General features: G+C 57.9%; 8 protein-coding genes, 2 tRNA genes and 5 rRNA genes. 6 read left to right on the top strand and 9 right to left on the bottom strand.

Translation table 11 applies throughout. The features are described from left to right. Nucleotides 1–332: 332 nt before the first annotated feature. Nucleotides 333–2489, top strand: coding sequence for a type I secretion system permease/ATPase (locus Q9451_RS00840; protein WP_012269971.1), 2157 nt, complete (start codon nucleotides 333–335; stop codon nucleotides 2487–2489). 7 nt (nucleotides 2490–2496) lie between these two features. Further along, complete coding sequence (locus Q9451_RS00835; protein WP_069943456.1) at nucleotides 2497–3855, top strand: HlyD family type I secretion periplasmic adaptor subunit; 1359 nt, start codon at nucleotides 2497–2499, stop codon at nucleotides 3853–3855. Between the two features lie 198 nt (nucleotides 3856–4053). Here Q9451_RS00835 and lapD read toward each other — a convergent pair whose 3' ends face one another. Further along, nucleotides 4054–6000, bottom strand: coding sequence for a cyclic di-GMP receptor LapD (lapD, locus tag Q9451_RS00830; protein WP_012269969.1), 1947 nt, complete (start codon nucleotides 5998–6000; stop codon nucleotides 4054–4056). A 10-nt stretch (nucleotides 6001–6010) separates the two neighbouring features. Beyond that, nucleotides 6011–6772, bottom strand: coding sequence for a cysteine protease LapG (gene lapG, locus Q9451_RS00825; RefSeq protein ID WP_171577298.1), 762 nt, complete (start codon nucleotides 6770–6772; stop codon nucleotides 6011–6013). A gap of 204 nt (nucleotides 6773–6976) precedes the next feature. Between lapG and Q9451_RS00820 the strand changes: the two genes are divergently transcribed. From Q9451_RS00820 to Q9451_RS00805, 4 genes are all read left to right on the top strand, one after another. Then, complete coding sequence (locus tag Q9451_RS00820) at nucleotides 6977–7666, top strand: GntR family transcriptional regulator (RefSeq protein WP_012269967.1); 690 nt, start codon at nucleotides 6977–6979, stop codon at nucleotides 7664–7666. Nucleotides 7667–7777: 111 nt separating this feature from the next. Further along, nucleotides 7778–8281 carry a sigma-70 family RNA polymerase sigma factor gene (locus tag Q9451_RS00815; protein WP_012269966.1) on the top strand — a complete coding sequence of 168 codons (504 nt, stop codon included), beginning with the start codon at nucleotides 7778–7780 and terminating at the stop codon, nucleotides 8279–8281. 4 nt (nucleotides 8282–8285) lie between these two features. Continuing rightward, nucleotides 8286–9242, top strand: a complete 957-nt coding sequence (locus Q9451_RS00810) for a FecR family protein (RefSeq protein WP_012269965.1) — start codon at nucleotides 8286–8288, stop codon at nucleotides 9240–9242. A 205-nt stretch (nucleotides 9243–9447) separates the two neighbouring features. Then, entirely contained in the window at nucleotides 9448–11823 is a 2376-nt protein-coding gene (locus Q9451_RS00805; RefSeq protein WP_049773283.1) for a TonB-dependent siderophore receptor, read from the top strand. Nucleotides 11824–11889: 66 nt separating this feature from the next. On the opposite strand, the gene rrf (Q9451_RS00800) is transcribed toward Q9451_RS00805, so the two are convergent. The 7 genes from rrf (Q9451_RS00800) to rrf (Q9451_RS00770) all read right to left on the bottom strand — a co-directional run bounded on the left by rrf (Q9451_RS00800) (nucleotide 11890) and on the right by rrf (Q9451_RS00770) (nucleotide 17867). Then, a 5S ribosomal RNA gene (gene rrf, locus Q9451_RS00800) occupies nucleotides 11890–12005 on the bottom strand. Nucleotides 12006–12114: 109 nt separating this feature from the next. Beyond that, nucleotides 12115–12230 (bottom strand): 5S ribosomal RNA (rrf, locus tag Q9451_RS00795). Nucleotides 12231–12366: 136 nt separating this feature from the next. Then, a 23S ribosomal RNA gene (locus tag Q9451_RS00790) occupies nucleotides 12367–15259 on the bottom strand. 244 nt (nucleotides 15260–15503) lie between these two features. Next, nucleotides 15504–15579: transfer RNA gene (locus tag Q9451_RS00785), tRNA-Ala, on the bottom strand. A 24-nt stretch (nucleotides 15580–15603) separates the two neighbouring features. After that, nucleotides 15604–15680 (bottom strand) — tRNA-Ile (locus tag Q9451_RS00780). A gap of 87 nt (nucleotides 15681–15767) precedes the next feature. Further along, a 16S ribosomal RNA gene (locus tag Q9451_RS00775) occupies nucleotides 15768–17304 on the bottom strand. Between the two features lie 447 nt (nucleotides 17305–17751). Further along, nucleotides 17752–17867: ribosomal RNA gene (rrf, locus tag Q9451_RS00770) — 5S ribosomal RNA — on the bottom strand. The 16S, 23S and 5S rRNA genes sit together here with 2 tRNA genes alongside, the layout of an rRNA operon. Between the last annotated feature and the right edge of the window lie 10 nt (nucleotides 17868–17877).

Below are 17877 nucleotides of genomic sequence, written 5' to 3'. Positions count from 1 at the left end.
AGCGCCTGTTTACTGACAATGACTAAGCTGGATATCGAAGCCCCTGCCGCCGCAGGCTGGATGGCAGGCTATGCTGCAACTTGGCGCCAAGCCTAATGGCTGGATCAAAAATGAAACATTCATAGCGCCGCTACGTCTGGTAAAAATGAAGCACCTAGAATTGTTTACTCAACACCGATTCAGGGCGACCATTGGCCAGTTGCACAAGCCTCAGGGTGTCATAGCCCTTATCCGCACAGCTTGGTAGCACCATAGATTGCCAGGGTGAGCCGGCCTGACCTTTGACGGCGGCACACCTACCCCACCCACCACAAGGATGAAGAGAGCGCCGCGTGGAATCCGAAGTCAGTCGAGTCCAACTCAGCCACGATCCACGCAGTCAGCATGACGATCCCCTGCTGGATAGTCTGTTGAGCCTGTGTGTGCTGCACCAGAAACCCGCCAGCCGGGTCATGTTGACCACAGGCCTGCCGCTGCCCGCCCAGCGCCTGAGCCCCGAGCTGCTGCCCCGTGCCGCCGCCCGGGCAGGCCTGCAAGGGCGCCTGCTGCAGCGCAAGCTGGAGCAGATCCCGAGCATCGCCATGCCGGCCATGCTGCTGCTCAAGGAAGGCCGCAGCGCCGTTCTGCTGGGCTGGGAAAATGAGGACACCGCACGCCTGCTGCTCAGCGAGAGCGATGGTGGCGAGGTGCACGTCAGCCGTGAAGCGCTGCAAAGCGACTACAGCGGCCGCGTGTTCTTTGCGCAGCCGCAGCACAAGTTCGACGTCAACCACGGCAACCTCATCCCACGGGCGAAGTCGTGGTTCCGCGACACCCTGCTGCGCAGCAAGTGGCTGTACATCGACGCGATCGCCGCCAGCCTGGTGATCAACCTGATCGCCCTGGCCGCGCCGCTGTTCGTGATGAACGTGTATGACCGGGTGGTGCCCAACCAGGCCACCTCGACGCTCTGGGTGCTGGCCATCGGTATCGCCGGCGCGTACATCTTCGACCTGATACTCAAGGGCCTGCGCGGCCTGTGCCTGGACCTGGCCGGCAAAAAGACCGACCTGATCATCTCGGCAACGCTGTTCGAGCGCATCGTCGGCATGTCGATGAAGTACCGGCCTGCACGGGTCGGCAGCTTTGCTCAGAACATTCACGAGTTCCAGGGCCTGCGCGACTTCCTTGCCTCGCTGACCCTGACCAGCCTGATCGACCTGCCTTTCACCATCCTCATCCTGATCGTCATCGCCATCATTGGCGGCCACCTCGTATGGATCCCGATTATTGCCTTCCCGCTGGCCCTGGGCATCGGCTACGCCCTGCAACGGCCGCTGATGGCGACCATGGAACGGACCATGGCCCTAGCCTCTGAGCGCCAGTCCAGCCTGATCGAGACACTGGCCGGCCTGGATGCGGTGAAGGTCAACAACGCCGAAAGCGAGCGTCAGTACATGTGGGAGCAGACCCTCGGCACCCTCAGCCGCCTGGAACTGCGTGTAAAGGTGCTGTCGAGCCTGGCGATGAATATCACCCTGCTGATCCAGCAACTGGCAGGCGTGGCAATGATCTGCGTCGGCGTGTACCTGATCATCGACGGCAACCTGAGCATGGGCGGCCTGGTGGCCTGCTACATGCTCAGCGGCCGCGCCCTCGGCCCGCTGGGCCAGCTCAATGGCCTGCTCGCCCGCTATCAGCAAGCCAAGGTGACCATGGTCTCCACCGACCATATGATGGAGCTGCCGCAAGAGCGCAACTTCGAAGAGCGCCCGCTGAGCCGCAAGGTGCTGCAGGGTAGCGTCGAGTTCCGTGGGGTCGACTTCACCTACCCGAACCAGCAGAACCTGGCCCTGAAGAACATCAACCTCACCATCCGCCCTGGCGAGAAGGTCGGCATCATCGGCCGCAGCGGCTCGGGCAAGAGCTCGCTGGCCAAGCTTATCGTCGGCCTGTACGAGGCCGATGGTGGCTCACTGCTGGTCGATGGCGTGGACATTCGCCAGATCGATGTCAGCGAACTGCGCCACAATATCGGCTACGTCCCGCAGGACATCCAGCTATTGGCCGGCACCTTGCGTGACAACCTGGTCAGCGGCGCCCGCTACATCGAAGACGAATTGATCCTGCAAGCCGCCGAACTGGCGGGCGTGCATGAGTTCGCCCGGCTGCACCCGGACGGCTATGAGCTGCAAGTGGGTGAACGCGGTCAGAACCTGTCCGGCGGCCAGCGGCAGAACGTCGCCCTGGGCCGTGCGCTGCTGCTCAACCCACAGATACTGCTGCTGGACGAGCCGACCAGCGCCATGGACAACACCGGTGAAGAACGCCTCAAGCAGCGCCTGCAAGCGGTGGTGGAAGGCAAGACGGTGCTGCTGGTCACGCACCGTGCCTCGCTGCTGTCGCTGGTGGACCGGCTGATCGTGATCGATCGCGGGCAGATTGTCGCCGACGGCCCGAAAGCCGCGGTCATGGATGCGCTGAAGAAGGGGCAAATCAGTGTTGCATAAGCTGGATATGGGGCAGTTCAAGGACGGCCTGCGGCGCTATTTCAAAGGCAGTGACTCGCTTGGCGGCCAGCCGCTGCCGGAGGTCAACAAGGCCCTTATCGAGGATGCGCCGCGGGTGGTGCGGCTGACCATTTGGGGCGTGATCCTGTTCTTCGTGTTCTTGATCGTGTGGGCCAGCGTTGCGCCCATCGACGAAGTCACACGGGGTGAAGGCAAGGCCATTCCGTCGTCCAAGGTGCAGAAGATCCAGAACCTGGAGGGCGGCATCGTCGCTGAAATTTTCGCAAAGGAAGGGGAGATCGTCGAAGTCGGCCAGCCATTGCTACGCCTGGATGAAACCCGCTTCGCCTCCAACGTGGGTGAAACCGAGGCCGACCGCCTGGCCATGGCCCTGCGGGTCGAACGCTTGAGCGCCGAGGTCCAGGACAGCCCGCTGAAGATCGACGAAGAACTGCGCAAAGCCGCGCCAAGCCAGGCGGCCAGTGAAGAGTCGCTGTACCAGAGCCGGCGCCAGCAACTGCAGGATGAAATTGGCGGCCTGCAGCAGCAGCTGGTCCAACGCCAGCAGGAACTGCGCGAATACAGCTCCAAGCGCGCCCAGTACGCTAACAGCCTTGAGCTGCTGCGCAAGGAAATCGGCATGTCCGAACCGCTGGTGGCGACCGGCGCGATTTCCCAGGTTGAGGTGCTGCGCCTGCGCCGTGCTGAAGTGGAAAACCGCGGTCAGCTGGACTCCACCGCACTGGCCATCCCGCGTGCCGAGGCTGCCATCCGCGAGGTGCAAAGCAAGATCGAAGAGACCCGTGGCAAGTTCCGCAGCGAAGCGCTAACCCAGCTGAACGAAGCGCGCACCGAACTGAACAAGGCCACCGCCACCAGCAAAGCGCTGGACGACCGGGTTCACCGCACCATGGTCACTTCGCCGGTGCGCGGTATCGTCAAGCAACTGCTGGTGAACACCATTGGCGGTGTAATCCAGCCTGGCAGCGATATCATCGAGATCGTGCCACTGGACGACACGCTGGTCATCGAGGCGAAGATCCTGCCCAAAGACATCGCCTTCCTGCACCCTGGCCAGGAAGCGACAGTCAAGTTCACGGCGTATGACTACACCATCTACGGTGGGCTGAAGGCCAAGCTTGAGCAGATCGGCGCCGACACCATCACCGATGAAGACAAGAAGACCACTTACTACCTGATCAAGCTGCGCACCGATCGCAGCCACCTGGGGACGGACGAGAAGCCGCTGCTGATCATTCCGGGGATGGTGGCGACGGTGGACATCATGACCGGCAAGAAGACCATCATGAGCTACCTGCTCAAGCCGATCATGAAGGCGCGTTCGGAAGCGCTGCGCGAGCGCTAGAAGGCAGACTCAAGGCCGCGTGCTTTCTCTGTGGGAGCGGCCTTGTGTCGCGAAAGGGCCGCAACGCGGCCCCGGGATTTTCGCATTACTGCATAAACTACTGGGGCTGCCATGCAGCCCTTTTCGCGACACAAGGCCGCTCCCACATGCACAGCGTCAGGCCTGGGAGTCAGATCAGGCAACTGGCAGTAAAGCTCTTTAGCGCCAGGGCGCAGGCTCACCAACCAGCTGGCCCTGAATCCCACCTACCCCCATCTCCTGCAACACCCGCCGCTCCCCTTCGGTCTCGACCCGCTCGGCAATCAGCGGCAAATCGATGCTGTGGGCCGCACGCTGAATCGCTTCGATGAACAACCGCTTGTGCTGCTCATGGTCGATGTTGCGGATGTAGCTGCCGTCAATCTTCAGGTACGCCAGGCCCAGGTGCGCCAGGTTGCCGATCATGCTGAAGCGCCCGCCAAAGCGCTGCAGCGCCAGGCCGAAGCCAAGCCCGTGCAGGCGCCGGGTGAGCTGCTCCAAGGCGGCCTGTTCAGGCAACTGCTCCTCGCCAATTTCAAAAACCAGCCGCGGGCCGAGCGCCGCGTTCTGGCCCAGCAGCTCGAAGACGCGCTGCAGGGCCTTGGGGTCGGCCAGGGTGGCGGCGGACAGGTTCAGCGCCAGCACCTGGTCGTGCCCTCGTAGGTGCGCCAACACTTTCTCCAGCACCAGCACATCCAGCCGTGGCATCCAGCCGAAGCGCTCCAACCAGGGCAGGAAGCGGCCCGCTGGCAACGCCTCGCCCTGGCCATCCTGCAAACGCGAAATCACTTTGTGGTGCAGTACCCGTTGCGCTGAAGCACAATCCACCACGGGCTGGAAGAACAGCTCGAAATGCCCATTGCCGAATGCCTGATCGAGCCGCTCGTGCCAGGCATGTTGGCTGTCCCCAGCCACTGCGGCAACGCCTTGTTCAAGGCACACCCAGCCCGGCGTTGGCTGGTTCTCGGCACGGGCCAGCGCCTCGTCGGCGAGTTTCAGCAACGCCTGCGGTGAGTCACCGGGGCTGAACGGCGCCAGGCCGATACAAGCGACCGGGTCGATATCACTGGCACCCGTTTCGTGCAGGCTCTGCAGCGTCGCCTCCAGGGCCTGGGCAAGTTGCACGGCCTCTTCATGCACCATGCCCGGCGCCAGCACGGCAAACTCGCCACCGCGGCTGCGGGAAATCAGGTCATTGGTTTCCGGGTAGCTTGCACAGGTGCGGCGCAACTGTTCGCCTACTGCCTGCAGCAACTGGTCGGTACGCTGGCCGCCAAGGCGGGCATTCAGGCCGGCCAGGCCCTGAACCCGCAGCAACAGCAGGTAGCCGGCGCGCGCCTCTTCCAGGTTGCTCACCCGGGTGTTCAGTTGCATTTCGAAATACCGGCGGTTGGACAGCCCGGTCAGGCTGTCCTGGTAGGACTCGGCACGCAGCCGCTCACTGCGCTCGGCCTGCTCGGTGAACAGCGCTTTGAGTTTCTCGACCATCTGGTTCATCGCCTGCACCACACGGCGTAACTCTGGCGTGCGCGGCAGCTCTGGAAGGCTGAGGAATTCGCGGCGGGCAATCGCGTGGGATTGCTCAACCATATAGTCCAGCGGCCGCAACTGGCGGCGCAACAGCAATGCACCGAGCACAGCACTGGCCGCACCACACAACAGCAACCAACCCAGGCTGCCCAGAGCACTTTGCCAAAGTTTGGCAATGGCGAACATCGGGTGGCTGATCACTTCAACGCGCGCGGCCTGTTGCCAGCCACGGCTGACGATGGCATCGCCACCAGCAGCCTCAAGGCCGATCAAGTGCACGAACCATCGCGGTACGCCACCTGGGTCCGGCTCAGCGTGGCGCTCCACCAGCACAGCATTGGAGCCCAGGTCGACGACCTTGATGCTTGCATAGTAACCACTGTCGAAGATCGAGCTAACCATCAGTTCGACCATCGCCGGGTCGTCGATATTCGGCGTCAGCGACAGCGCCAGCGCGGTCGCCGCGTCCTGGGCGTGCGAGCGCAACTGGTTGACATACTGGCTGCGCGAGCTTTCCAGGCTGACCATGAAACTGCCACTGAAGGCGACCACCAGGAACAGGCAAATGGCCAACAGCAATTGTTTGAACAGTGACATCTGTGCTCCTTCAGTAAACCGGCTCGGCCGGGAACCCTTCGGCCTGCATTTTCTTCAACAAATCCTGCCAGCGTGACAGCCGCTTGGTATCGCCGACCTTCTTGTTCCCGGCAGCGCCCGTCAGCCACAGCCCCTCGCCATTGAAGGCGTACACCGGCAACAGGTCGGTACGTTGGCTTGCCGGCTTGATGGCGTCCATCAGGCTGTCGAGCACCAAAGGCTGGGCCTGTGGGCTTGAATAATAGGTCAGGACCATGTGTGCCCGGTTCTGTCGCAGCGCCTTGACGTAGGTAATGCGCAGTTTTTCACTGGGGATACCCATGCGCCGCAGGCTGAAATATTTGGCGATGGCGTAGTCCTCGCAATCCCCTGCACCTTTGATCAGTGCCTGCACAGGCGTGGCCCAGTAATCGACTTCATGCCACAGGTCGATGTCTTCGACATAGCGCAATTGCTGGTTGAAGAAGCGGTTGACCACTTGCAGCCGCTCAAGCTCAGTCCCCTGCTTCTGCGTAGCCATCAGGTTCTGCCAGGCATCGATACGGCCCTGCCCGGCACCCAACGGTCCGTAGAGCGCCTGCGACTTGCGGCTGATCTGGGAAAAATCCCAATCCGCGTGCAAGCCGCCCAGCAGCAGACTGCCCAGCAGCGCGGCAAAGCCGACACGTCGCACAACGGTTTTCAGCAACCAGGATATCGCCACTGCGAAGCCCTGTTCAGACCAGTCGAAAGCAGCGATGGTGGGGCTTGCCACAACAAAAGACAATGGCACCCTGCAATCATGCACCCGCCTGTCAGGCCGCCTACACTTTCTAGTTATATCCTTCTGAAGGGCGCTTCCTTTGGCAGACGACTTCATCCACCATAGCCGCGCTTTTGAGGCGCCCGTACCCGTGCGGGTGCAGGTTTGACACCCTTACAAGCTGTTACTACTGTCATTGGATCCAACTTTAGTCATTGTTAAGGCAGACGTCGCGTGGCCGAGAAAATCAAACTGAGCAATGTGCTGGCAAGCGAACAGCTGCTGCCGCATCAGGCCCGTGGCGTGATCGAAGAGCGCCTGCGCAGTGCCATTCTCGATGGGCGCTTACCCCCAGGTACTGCCGTGCGCCAACAAGAACTCGCCACCTTGTTCGGTGTCAGCCGCATGCCCGTGCGCGAAGCCCTGCGCCAGCTCGAAGCGCAATCCCTGTTGAAAGTAGAGATGCACAAGGGCGCTGTGGTTGCGCCGCTGATCGGCGAGGATGCAGTGGACACCTATGCCCTGCGCGTATTGCTCGAGAGTGAGGCGCTGCGCCAGTCGATCCCGCTGCTCGATGCCAGCGACATCGCCAGCGCCCGCGGGTATATCCAGCAACTGGAGAATGAAACCCGTCACGCCGAAATCGGCCGCCTCAACCGCCTGTTCCACATGGCGCTATACAGCAGGGCACCAAACAAGAAGCTACTGCGCCTGATCGAGAACGAACTGAACGAGGAAGAGCGCTTCCTGCGCTTCCATCTTTCGTCCATGGGCTTGGGCAAGCTCACTCAGGACGATCACAACGCACTGGCGGATGCGGCCAGCGACAAACTGGTGGATGAGGCGGTAGCGGTGCTGGAACGGCATCTCAACAGCGGGGCGCGGGTAATTCGCAAGTACCTGGATACACAACTGGGGCACTAACCCACTGCCGCCTAGCGCAGCGTGCGACCAGATGGGTTGCAAATTGATGCGGCGCCACCAACAATGAGACTAATTATCATTCATGTCCATTGATGCCGGCGCCCCTCCCCCATGCCCAGCAACGACTGCGTGCAAACGCTCTACAGTGACCACCACGGCTGGCTGCATGCCTGGCTGCGCAGCAAGCTAGGCAATGCGGCCGATGCCGCCGACCTGGCCCAGGACACCTTCGTACGCTTGCTACAGCGCCGTGAACAATTGCAACTGAATGCACCCAGGGCCTTCCTGCGCACGGTAGCGCGCGGGTTGGTGATCGATCACTGGCGGCGCGAGGAACTGCACAGGGCTTACCTGGAGGCTTTGGCGCATGTGCCGGAAGCATTGGCCCCCTCTGCCGAAACCCGCGAGCTGCTACTGGAGTTGCTTGAGCGCATTGCACGCATGCTCGACGGCCTCAAACCCAAGGTACGTCGCGCATTCCTCCTGGCTCAATGCGAGGGGCTGAAGCACCAGGCCATCGCCGAACAGCTGGGGATCTCGGTGCGCACCGTAGAACGCTACATTGCCGATGCGCTCTATCACTGCTACGTGCTGCACTACCAGGACGAGTGCTGAGTCGATGACCGCCGCACGCCCCGATACGAAAGCGGTCAAGCAGGCCATCCAGTGGATGCTGCGGTTGCGCGAGAGTGGGCACGACCTGGCGTTTCAACAACAGTGTGCGCAATGGCGCAGTGCCCACCACGAACACGAACACGCCTGGCAGCGGGTGACGCACTTGCATCAAAACCTCGACCTACGCGCCATCCCCGGTGCCGGGCTGGCTTTGCAGACCCTGGAAACCAGCCAGCAGCGCCTGCGTCGAAGGCAGGCGTTGAAGCTGCTTGGGGGCGTTGTCATGGCGGGATCGGCGAGCTGGCTGGCTAAAGACCTCGATGCTGTCAGTGCCTGGGCATCGGACTATGCCACCGGCACGGGCGAACGGCGCGTCTTCACCCTGCCCGATGGCTCACTGATGCAACTCAACACCCGCAGTGCCGTGGACCTGGCCTTCATTGATCGGCAGCGTCTGGTCCGCCTGAAGCATGGCGAACTGATGATCACGTGTAATCCCCGGCATCCCGTGTTTGTACAAACCCGCGACGTGCTGCTGGAAGGCTTTGAAGGACGCTTTGTAGCCTATCAGGATAGCGACTGCACACGTGTCAGCGTCAGCCGCGGAAAAGTGGCGATACACCGGCCTGGCATTGCCCAACTGCAGTGGATCGAGAGTGGACAGAACTGGCGCCTGGATGCTCATGGCGCACAACGGATCGCACAGATGGACATGGACGCGATGGCATGGACCGAAGGGCTGATCGTCACTCAGAACATGCGCCTCGCGGATTTTCTCGCGCAGGTCAGCCGTTATCGCCATGGTTACCTGGGCTGCAGCAACGAGATTGCCGACCTGCGCCTGTCGGGCGTATTCCGCCTCGAAGACCCGGAACAATTGCTTCGGCTGCTACCGCAGACGCTGCCCGTACGGGTTCATCAACGTACACGCTGGTGGGTGCGTGTCGAAAGCACGACCTGATGAGGCCTTAACGTTTTTTTGTCGGGTTTTGAACCCCGGTCCGGCTAGGACAGTAAGCGACATCTTCTGCCCTCATCACTTCAACGGACCCTTCATGTTCATCAAGCCGGTGTTAAACCACACTTTCAGCCCGAATGATTTTCGACCAGTCCTGCAGTCCGCTTACTTACGCCATGCCATACGGGCTGCTCTGTTTGGTACCGCCATGGGCCTGGCAGCTGTTGCGCAACTGTCCGTTGCGGCTGAAACAGCCCAAGTGAGTCATCACTATGCAATACCGGCCGGCCAACTGGCCGATGTATTGAACCAGTTCGCTCGCCAGGCCGGCATCACCCTGTCCAGTACGCCTCAGTTGACCGATCGCCTGCAATCCAACGGCCTGCAGGGGCAATACGCCATTGATCACGCGCTGCGCCAGTTGCTTAATGGCAGCGGGCTGGAAGCTGTCAGCCAGGACGGACGCAACTATGTGCTGCAGGCACAGCATCAGGACGCAGCCCTGGCATTGCCAGACACCGATGTCCGTAGTTTCTCTCTGGGCAACGCCTTGGGCAGCATGGAGGGTTACAACGCCACGCATAGCCAAGTGGCGACCAAGACCAGCATGCCACTGGTGGAGACCTCCCAATCGGTCTCGGTAGTAACTCGCCAGCAGATGGACGATCAGGGCTCTCAGACCGTTGCCCAGGCCATGCGCTACACGCCTGGGGTACTGACCAACCCCTACGGTGCCACCCATCGCTACGACTATGTGGCCATGCGCGGCTTCAACGACGGCTCGGTGGATAACATCTACGTCGATGGGCTCAAGTCCATGGGCGACAATGGCACTTACAGCACCATGCAGGTGGACCCGTACTTCCTTGAGCGCATCGACATTCTCAAGGGGCCGTCTTCAGTACTCTATGGGCGAAGCTCGCCGGGCGGCCTGGTAGCCCTTACCACCAAGAAGCCACTGTTCACCCCTTACCACCAGGTTCAAGCCACGGTCGGCACCCAGGGCCAGCGGGGCATGGGCTTCGACTTCAGTGGCCCTGTAGATGATGACAAGCGTATTGCGTATCGCCTGACAGGTTTGGCGGATGCTTCGGACACACAGTTCGACCACAACAAGGAAGAACGCTATACCATCGCCCCGGCCATCAGCGTCGACTTCACCGAGGACACCTCGCTCACACTGCAGGCTTACCTGCAGCACGACCCTAACGGCGGGTACCACGGCGGCAACCCTGCTGACGGTATGCTGCATAAGCGCAACGGCTTGCGCTTGTCGGACCACTTTTTCGAGGGTGAGCCGGGTATCGATAATTACGAGCGCACCCAGCAGTCCTTCAGCTACCAGTTCGAGCATCGCTTCAACGATGTGTTCACCGCGCGGCAGAACTTCCGCTACCAGGATTCCGACGTGTCCATGGACCAGGTGTACTCGGCCGGCTGGGCGGATGCCGACAGCAACATTCTCAACCGCGCCTATACCGGCGGCGACGAGCGCCTGCATTCGTACATCATCGACAATATGCTGCAGGCGGAATTCTTCACCGGCGCGGCCAAACACACCCTGCTGCTGGGCGCCGACTACCAGCGACGCAAAGCCGATGTCGCATGGCGCTATGGCACGGTCGACCCGCTGGACGCCGGCAACCCGCAATACGGTAATGGCAACCTTCAGGTACTGGGCGAAAACCGCTACCAGCGGCGCTTGCAGCAAACAGGTGTGTATCTGCAGGACCTGGTGGAGGTCGACCAGTGGCGATTGTCCCTTGGGCTTCGCCAGGACTGGGTGAAGGTGTCCGAGGAGAATCGCGACAGCGACACCAAGGTCAGCGATCAGCGCTCCAGGTTTACTACCCGGGCCGGGGTGCTCTACCTGTTCGAGAATGGCATTGCGCCTTATGTCAGCTACTCGGAGTCGTTCAATCCCAATACCGTGTCCGACCAGCAAGGCCGCCCGCTGGCACCGACCGAGGGCACTCAGTGGGAAGCCGGCATCAAGTATCAGCCTCCGGGCAGCGACAACCTGTTTACCGCATCGGTGTTCCGTATCGAGCAGGAAAACCTGGCTTCGAAGCAGCCTGACGAAAACTTTTATCGCCCGGTAGGTGAAGTACGCTCGCAAGGGCTGGAGCTAGAGGCTCATGTGCAGCTGAGCGACAGCCTGAAACTGCTGGGTGGCTATACCTTCACCGATATCGAGTACGCCAAGTCGATGCCGAGCCTGGTGTCGGCCAGCCTGGACAATGAAGGCAACGCGCCAACCCAGGCACCGAAACAGATGTTCTCGCTGTGGGCTGACTATAACTTCCACCAAGGGGCTCTGGATGGACTGCGGCTGGGCGGTGGGGTGCGATATGTGGGCTATAGCTGGGTGGATGCGGAAAACAGCATGAAGGTGCCTTCCTACACCCTGTTCGACGCTTCGATCGGCTATGACCTGGGGAAGGTGGGTCTGACGGGTGTGGATGTGCGGCTGAACGCAAACAACCTTACCAATGAAAGCTACATTACCTCATGTGCCAGCCTGAACTACTGCTACATGGGTGAAGAGCGCAATGTGAGCGCTACGGTCAGCTATCAGTTTTGAGCGTTATTGAAACCCGGAAAAGACAAAGCCCCTGTCTGCATCGCAGACAGGGGCTTTGGGTTTGAATCTTGACGATGACCTACTCTCACATGGGGAAACCCCACACTACCATCGGCGATGCATCGTTTCACTGCTGAGTTCGGGATGGGATCAGGTGGTTCCAATGCTCTATGGTCGTCAAGAAATTCTGTGTGCTGGCCCGTCCTTCGGACGTGCCTGCGAATCTCTGTAGTTCCTACTTAAAGACAAAACCCCTACCTGCATGTGCAGATAGGGGTTTTGCGAAATGAATCTTGACGATGACCTACTCTCACATGGGGAAACCCCACACTACCATCGGCGATGCATCGTTTCACTGCTGAGTTCGGGATGGGATCAGGTGGTTCCAATGCTCTATGGTCGTCAAGAAATTCTGTAGCCAGAATGTCCAGATGGACAGCCCAGCGAATTCGGATATGTGATTGTGTGGTTCGTTGCGAACTTTCGGTTCGTATCATCTTCACCACCGCAATTTGGCTGACGCACAAATTGCTTGGGTGTTATATGGTCAAGCCTCACGGGCAATTAGTATTGGTTAGCTCAACGCCTCACAGCGCTTACACACCCAACCTATCAACGTCGTAGTCTTCGACGGCCCTTTAGGGGATTCAAGATCCCAGTGAGATCTCATCTTGAGGCAAGTTTCCCGCTTAGATGCTTTCAGCGGTTATCTCTTCCGAACATAGCTACCCGGCAATGCCACTGGCGTGACAACCGGAACACCAGAGGTTCGTCCACTCCGGTCCTCTCGTACTAGGAGCAGCCCCTCTCAAATCTCAAACGTCCACGGCAGATAGGGACCGAACTGTCTCACGACGTTCTAAACCCAGCTCGCGTACCACTTTAAATGGCGAACAGCCATACCCTTGGGACCGGCTTCAGCCCCAGGATGTGATGAGCCGACATCGAGGTGCCAAACACCGCCGTCGATATGAACTCTTGGGCGGTATCAGCCTGTTATCCCCGGAGTACCTTTTATCCGTTGAGCGATGGCCCTTCCATACAGAACCACCGGATCACTAAGACCTACTTTCGTACCTGCTCGACGTGTGTGTCTCGCAGTCAAGCGCGCTTTTGCCTTTATACTCTACGACCGATTTCCGACCGGTCTGAGCGCACCTTCGTACTCCTCCGTTACTCTTTGGGAGGAGACCGCCCCAGTCAAACTACCCACCATACACTGTCCTCGATCCGGATAACGGACCTGAGTTAGAACCTCAAAGTTGCCAGGGTGGTATTTCAAGGATGGCTCCATGAGAACTGGCGTCCCCACTTCAAAGCCTCCCACCTATCCTACACAAGCAAATTCAAAGTCCAGTGCAAAGCTATAGTAAAGGTTCACGGGGTCTTTCCGTCTAGCCGCGGATACACTGCATCTTCACAGCGATTTCAATTTCACTGAGTCTCGGGTGGAGACAGCGCCGCCATCGTTACGCCATTCGTGCAGGTCGGAACTTACCCGACAAGGAATTTCGCTACCTTAGGACCGTTATAGTTACGGCCGCCGTTTACCGGGGCTTCGATCAAGAGCTTCGCTTGCGCTAACCCCATCAATTAACCTTCCGGCACCGGGCAGGCGTCACACCCTATACGTCCACTTTCGTGTTTGCAGAGTGCTGTGTTTTTAATAAACAGTCGCAGCGGCCTGGTATCTTCGACCGGCATGGGCTTACGGAGCAAGTCCTTGACCCTCGCCGGCGCACCTTCTCCCGAAGTTACGGTGCCATTTTGCCTAGTTCCTTCACCCGAGTTCTCTCAAGCGCCTTGGTATTCTCTACCTAACCACCTGTGTCGGTTTGGGGTACGGTTCCCAGTTATCTGAAGCTTAGGAGCTTTTCTTGGAAGCATGGTATCAACCACTTCGTCGCCTAAAGGCAACTCGTCATCAGCTCTCGGCCTTAGAATCCCGGATTTGCCTAAGATTCCAGCCTACCACCTTAAACCTGGACAACCAACGCCAGGCTGGCCTAACCTTCTCCGTCCCTCCATCGCAATAACTGGAAGTACAGGAATATTAACCTGTTTTCCATCGACTACGCTTTTCAGCCTCGCCTTAGGGACCGACTAACCCTGCGTCGATTAACGTTGCGCAGGAAACCTTGGTCTTTCGGCGTGCGAGTTTTTCACTCGCATTGTCGTTACTCATGTCAGCATTCGCACTTCTGATACCTCCAGCAAGCTTCTCAACTCACCTTCACAGGCTTACAGAACGCTCCTCTACCGCATCACCAAAAGGTGATACCCGTAGCTTCGGTGCATGGTTTGAGCCCCGTTACATCTTCCGCGCAGGCCGACTCGACTAGTGAGCTATTACGCTTTCTTTAAAGGGTGGCTGCTTCTAAGCCAACCTCCTAGCTGTCTAAGCCTTCCCACATCGTTTCCCACTTAACCATGACTTTGGGACCTTAGCTGACGGTCTGGGTTGTTTCCCTTTTCACGACGGACGTTAGCACCCGCCGTGTGTCTCCCATGCTCGGCACTTGTAGGTATTCGGAGTTTGCATCGGTTTGGTAAGTCGGGATGACCCCCTAGCCGAAACAGTGCTCTACCCCCTACAGTGATACATGAGGCGCTACCTAAATAGCTTTCGAGGAGAACCAGCTATCTCCGAGCTTGATTAGCCTTTCACTCCGATCCACAGGTCATCCGCTAACTTTTCAACGGTAGTCGGTTCGGTCCTCCAGTCAGTGTTACCTAACCTTCAACCTGCCCATGGATAGATCGCCCGGTTTCGGGTCTATACCCAGCGACTAAACGCCCTATTAAGACTCGCTTTCGCTACGCCTCCCCTATTCGGTTAAGCTCGCCACTGAATATAAGTCGCTGACCCATTATACAAAAGGTACGCAGTCACCTAACAAAGTAGGCTCCCACTGCTTGTACGCATACGGTTTCAGGTTCTATTTCACTCCCCTCTCCGGGGTTCTTTTCGCCTTTCCCTCACGGTACTGGTTCACTATCGGTCAGTCAGTAGTATTTAGCCTTGGAGGATGGTCCCCCCATATTCAGACAAAGTTTCTCGTGCTCCGTCCTACTCGATTTCATTGATAAGAGATTTTCGTGTACGGGGCTATCACCCACTATGGCCGCACTTTCCAGAGCGTTCCACTAATCTCAAACCAACTTAAGGGCTGGTCCCCGTTCGCTCGCCACTACTAAGGGAATCTCGGTTGATTTCTTTTCCTCAGGGTACTTAGATGTTTCAGTTCCCCTGGTTCGCCTCTTGCACCTATGTATTCAGTACAAGATAACCAGCTTATGCTGGCTGGGTTCCCCCATTCAGAGATCTCTGGATCACAGTCTGTTTGCCGACTCCCCAAAGCTTATCGCAGGCTACCACGTCTTTCATCGCCTCTGACTGCCAAGGCATCCACCGTATGCGCTTCTTCACTTGACCATATAACCCCAAGCAATCTGGTTATACTGTGAAGACGACATTCGCCGAAAATTCGCACGTCGCTCTTTCGAGCAGAACTCACAAATTTTACCTTAGCCTGATTAACCAGCAGTGAAACTGGCCATCAGTCTATTTCTATCACATATCCGAATTTTTAAAGAACGATCTGACAAAAGTCAGAAATCAACATTCATCAACGAATGTTCATTTCTAAGTTCTGACAAGTGACTGCGTACTGCGAAAGTGGTGGAGCCAAGCGGGATCGAACCGCTGACCTCCTGCGTGCAAGGCAGGCGCTCTCCCAGCTGAGCTATGGCCCCGTATTTTACGCCTGAACCATGTGATGGTAGGTCTGGGCAGATTTGAACTGCCGACCTCACCCTTATCAGGGGTGCGCTCTAACCAACTGAGCTACAGACCTATAACAGGGTCGCGTTACAGCATCGTCTTTATACAAGTGAATCAAGCAATTCGTGTGGGAGCTCATCAGTAGGCTGATGTCGTCGATTAAGGAGGTGATCCAGCCGCAGGTTCCCCTACGGCTACCTTGTTACGACTTCACCCCAGTCATGAATCACACCGTGGTAACCGTCCTCCCGAAGGTTAGACTAGCTACTTCTGGTGCAACCCACTCCCATGGTGTGACGGGCGGTGTGTACAAGGCCCGGGAACGTATTCACCGCGACATTCTGATTCGCGATTACTAGCGATTCCGACTTCACGCAGTCGAGTTGCAGACTGCGATCCGGACTACGATCGGTTTTGTGAGATTAGCTCCACCTCGCGGCTTGGCAACCCTCTGTACCGACCATTGTAGCACGTGTGTAGCCCAGGCCGTAAGGGCCATGATGACTTGACGTCATCCCCACCTTCCTCCGGTTTGTCACCGGCAGTCTCCTTAGAGTGCCCACCATAACGTGCTGGTAACTAAGGACAAGGGTTGCGCTCGTTACGGGACTTAACCCAACATCTCACGACACGAGCTGACGACAGCCATGCAGCACCTGTGTCAGAGTTCCCGAAGGCACCAATCCATCTCTGGAAAGTTCTCTGCATGTCAAGGCCTGGTAAGGTTCTTCGCGTTGCTTCGAATTAAACCACATGCTCCACCGCTTGTGCGGGCCCCCGTCAATTCATTTGAGTTTTAACCTTGCGGCCGTACTCCCCAGGCGGTCAACTTAATGCGTTAGCTGCGCCACTAAAATCTCAAGGATTCCAACGGCTAGTTGACATCGTTTACGGCGTGGACTACCAGGGTATCTAATCCTGTTTGCTCCCCACGCTTTCGCACCTCAGTGTCAGTATCAGTCCAGGTGGTCGCCTTCGCCACTGGTGTTCCTTCCTATATCTACGCATTTCACCGCTACACAGGAAATTCCACCACCCTCTACCGTACTCTAGCTTGCCAGTTTTGGATGCAGTTCCCAGGTTGAGCCCGGGGCTTTCACATCCAACTTAACAAACCACCTACGCGCGCTTTACGCCCAGTAATTCCGATTAACGCTTGCACCCTCTGTATTACCGCGGCTGCTGGCACAGAGTTAGCCGGTGCTTATTCTGTCGGTAACGTCAAAACAGCAAGGTATTAGCTTACTGCCCTTCCTCCCAACTTAAAGTGCTTTACAATCCGAAGACCTTCTTCACACACGCGGCATGGCTGGATCAGGCTTTCGCCCATTGTCCAATATTCCCCACTGCTGCCTCCCGTAGGAGTCTGGACCGTGTCTCAGTTCCAGTGTGACTGATCATCCTCTCAGACCAGTTACGGATCGTCGCCTTGGTGAGCCATTACCCCACCAACTAGCTAATCCGACCTAGGCTCATCTGATAGCGCAAGGCCCGAAGGTCCCCTGCTTTCTCCCGTAGGACGTATGCGGTATTAGCGTTCCTTTCGAAACGTTGTCCCCCACTACCAGGCAGATTCCTAGGCATTACTCACCCGTCCGCCGCTGAATCAAGGAGCAAGCTCCCGTCATCCGCTCGACTTGCATGTGTTAGGCCTGCCGCCAGCGTTCAATCTGAGCCATGATCAAACTCTTCAGTTCAATACTGCTTGGGTTTTTAAGAAACCCTAAACTTGGCTCAGCAATCTCAAATGACTATGTGATTTCTCGCATGGCCACTTGTGATGCTGATAATCTTTTTGACTATCAGTCCGTACTCACAAGCACCCACACGAATTGCTTGATTCAATTTGTTAAAGAGCGTTTGGTTAAGAGCTTTTCGTCTCAACCGAGGCGCGCATTCTACGCCTTCCTCAGAGCCTGTCAAGCGTTTATTTTGAAGTTTTTTGCGAGAAACTCGTTTAACTTCAAACACTTAACTCGCTTCGATCTCTCGTCGCGGGAGGTGAATAATACAGCATTCAGAAACGCTGTCAACCACCTTTTTACCACCACTGGCTGGCTTTCAGCCTACCAGGAGAAGCGATAGCTTCTACTTAAAGACAAAACCCCTACCTGCATGCGCAGATAGGGGTTTTGCGAAATGAATCTTGACGATGACCTACTCTCACATGGGGAAACCCCACACTACCATCGGCGATGCATCGTTTCACTGCTGAGTTCGGGATGGGATCAGGTGGTTCCAATGCTCTATGGTCGTCAAGAAATTCTGTA

The organism is Pseudomonas sp. NY8896, assembly GCF_039634505.1.
This window is presented reverse-complemented; position numbering and strand designations above follow the sequence as displayed.

Bases quoted from the DNA above. Each gene is read 5' to 3' on its own strand.
- Q9451_RS00835 (WP_069943456.1), top strand. From the start codon at position 2,497: ATGGGGCAGTTCAAGGACGGCCTGCGGCGCTATTTCAAAGGCAGTGAC.
- lapD (WP_012269969.1), bottom strand. From the start codon at position 6,000: ATGTCACTGTTCAAACAATTGCTGTTGGCCATTTGCCTGTTCCTGGTG.
- Q9451_RS00815 (WP_012269966.1), top strand. From the start codon at position 7,778: ATGCCCAGCAACGACTGCGTGCAAACGCTCTACAGTGACCACCACGGC.
- Q9451_RS00810 (WP_012269965.1), top strand. From the start codon at position 8,286: ATGACCGCCGCACGCCCCGATACGAAAGCGGTCAAGCAGGCCATCCAG.
- Q9451_RS00805 (WP_049773283.1), top strand. From the start codon at position 9,448: ATGGGCCTGGCAGCTGTTGCGCAACTGTCCGTTGCGGCTGAAACAGCC.